This is a genomic window from Tunicatimonas sp. (assembly GCF_049647865.1).
Lineage (GTDB): Bacteria > Bacteroidota > Bacteroidia > Cytophagales > Cyclobacteriaceae > Tunicatimonas.
Genome location: NZ_JBARYM010000698.1, coordinates 1 through 2,403, shown reverse-complemented (window position 1 = coordinate 2,403; position 2,403 = coordinate 1). Strand labels below are relative to the sequence as shown.

4 protein-coding genes are annotated in these 2,403 nt (G+C 43.3%); all 4 read right to left on the bottom strand.

Going from position 1 to position 2,403, the window contains the following annotated elements:
• Positions 1–199: 199 nt before the first annotated feature.
• Entirely contained in the window at positions 200–649 is a 450-nt protein-coding gene (locus WBA23_RS20455; RefSeq protein WP_424584137.1) for a bifunctional diaminohydroxyphosphoribosylaminopyrimidine deaminase/5-amino-6-(5-phosphoribosylamino)uracil reductase RibD, read from the bottom strand.
• A 62-nt stretch (positions 650–711) separates the two neighbouring features.
• Positions 712–1,683, bottom strand: a complete 972-nt coding sequence (locus WBA23_RS20450) for a ThuA domain-containing protein (RefSeq protein ID WP_424584136.1) — start codon at positions 1,681–1,683, stop codon at positions 712–714.
• Between the two features lie 48 nt (positions 1,684–1,731).
• Positions 1,732–2,127: a type VII toxin-antitoxin system HepT family RNase toxin gene (gene hepT / locus WBA23_RS20445; RefSeq protein ID WP_424584135.1), complete on the bottom strand. Its 396-nt coding sequence runs from the start codon at positions 2,125–2,127 to the stop codon at positions 1,732–1,734.
• On the bottom strand, positions 2,117–2,403 hold a 287-nt coding region (gene mntA, locus WBA23_RS20440; protein WP_424584134.1), incomplete at its 5' end, for a type VII toxin-antitoxin system MntA family adenylyltransferase antitoxin. The genes mntA and hepT, both read right to left, overlap by 11 nt.

Below are 2,403 nucleotides of genomic sequence, written 5' to 3'. Positions count from 1 at the left end.
ATGTGCAAGATGCGTTAACTGCCTATTTGCAAGGTGACCCTATTTTGGTTGCTAAAACCGAAGCTGTTGGTTGCCTGATTGGTACCGGTATGGTAGAAGAAAATCATCACAAACATCATTAGTGATTTTATGTGATGGTACTGTAAGGTAGCTATATATAACTGTCGGCTACATGCTTTCTGAAAATTTTGACGTACTCCTAATCACTTTTTGAAAGAAAAGGAAGTAAGAACTTTACTACTCTTTCAGAGGAGATGCCAAGCATCACCTCCTTACCCTTTGATTTTATGATATTAATACCCTTGCCGTTATTTCTAGGATCGGGATCAATGATGGCTACAACTACTTTGCTAATTCTATTATCGGTAGCGATTGTCTCTGCGCAAGAGGGAGTTTTTCCGTAGAAAGAACAAGGTTCTAAGGTAACGTAGATCGTTAACTCATTTATGTTTTCGGGTATCTGAGATAACGCATGTACTTCGGCATGGGATTTACCCGGAGATTGGGTAAATCCTTTAGCAATGATTTGGCCCCTATATACAACCACGCATCCGACCGGTGGGTTAGGTAAGCAGTCAGGCAGTGCTCGTTTACTTACTTCTAAAGCAGCTTCCATATAATAGGTTTCCCTACTATTATATTCTTCCATATGACGCTCTAGTCTTACGGCACGTGATATAATCTAAAAGGTAGATAAGTCAACAGTATATTCTACTCCCGCGCCAGTACTTCTCTTGAACTAGAACTGTTAGCCGTAGGAAAGTCGGAAGGAATAGGCTGAGTTACTTCGCCGGTAGCGGCCCATTCGGTACCCCGGAGCATGGTGGTCAAAAAGCCTACGCAGGCTACCGAGTAATCGGCGTGGCCCATAATATTATGAAAGATACGTCCTTCACCGTAAGTAAGTACCATCAGTGCCGGTTCGTGCCGACCGCTTCCTTTCAAATCTTCGGCCGAATAAGCGGTGGCTAGTATTTCCATATTTTCGGCGGGGCCACGAAGGCTATTATAGAGTTCATCCTGGGTGTGCATCCATACCTCGGGCATTCCCTGGGTAATTGGATGATCAGGCTCTCTAATCTGAATTTGGTATTCGCTCTGCGGACCGTGGGCTCCGCCTTTTCCGGGGCTATCGTCTCGTATTAACTCTCCGGCATCATTATAATAAACCATTGGGCCATCCTTTTCATTGCGGTCGCCCCAGCCCCCCAAACCAATCATTTGGTTGTAGGCTTTCCATTCCGGGAAGGAGTTGTCGGCCGCATGAACTACTACTAGGCCTCCCCCTTCTTCTATATATTTCTCAAAATCTTGCTGAGTCTTATCGGGCCAAGGGGCGGCGTTCCAGCCAAAGTTGCAAATCACCACATCGTAGGCTGAGAAATCAGGGCGAAAGTCAGGGTCCGGTTTAGGTTCTTCCAGCACAGTAGTTTCTCTTACACCTTCTATCGTAAACTCTGATAGAAATTCTTCTCCTTTCCAAGTGTAAGCGGTGCGAGCCACATCTACGGAAAACATATCAGTATTTTCCATATGCTGCTTTAACATGTAGGTAATTTTAGGCCAGTGTTCGTGGTTGTTCTGGCCATCGACAATCAGTACTTGAATATTATCCTGAGCAAATGCTACACTAGTACTTAGCGAAAAGAATATAGTAGCGGCGAGAATTTTTTTAAACATCATAATCATTAGGTTGTGAACAGGTAAAGGTAATATTTTCAGCCTACTAAATTAACCATTATTCTTTAACAGAATTGTGGTGAAGTCGGTTAAATGCTTTTCTACGATACTGACTATAATATCTAAATTAAGGGAAGTATAGTCGTGCACCGCAATGTTGCGGAAGCTAACCATTCCTTGCAGATTTTTGGAAAGTTCTACTGAAATTAGCTGATTTTCCGCTAGTAAAACAAATAAATCTCGAGTAGTCTGAGGAATACCAAATTTGCGACTTTTTACAACATGAGCAGCAATATCAATACACGCTTGGCAGGCTCGTTCTAGATTGAGAATCACCGCATCTTGCTTGGTAAAATTAGTGCGAAAATCCGAATCATAATCTTCTTGAATGCGCTGGATGCAGCGTTCCACTGTTGCTGCCTTGTTGATAATAACGTCATCGCCCATAGATAGTCCCCGTTCTTTTAATCTCCTCTAAAATAGGTTTACGGTCATCGTTGAGGGTCAGATACAGTTGGTAAACTTTTAACTCCCACCAAGCTAGCTCGTTTTCGTCGCGGCAGTAAATACGTTCCCCCGTGCTTACTACCTGAAACTGCATTACGGTAGAGGCTTGTTGCAAGTCAACTAAATCTATCTCGTTTCTCAGCAGCGAAGCGAGTTTCTGGGTAATGTCCCATCGATGAAGTGGTTCCAATTGATCGGTACAAAGTACTGCTACAT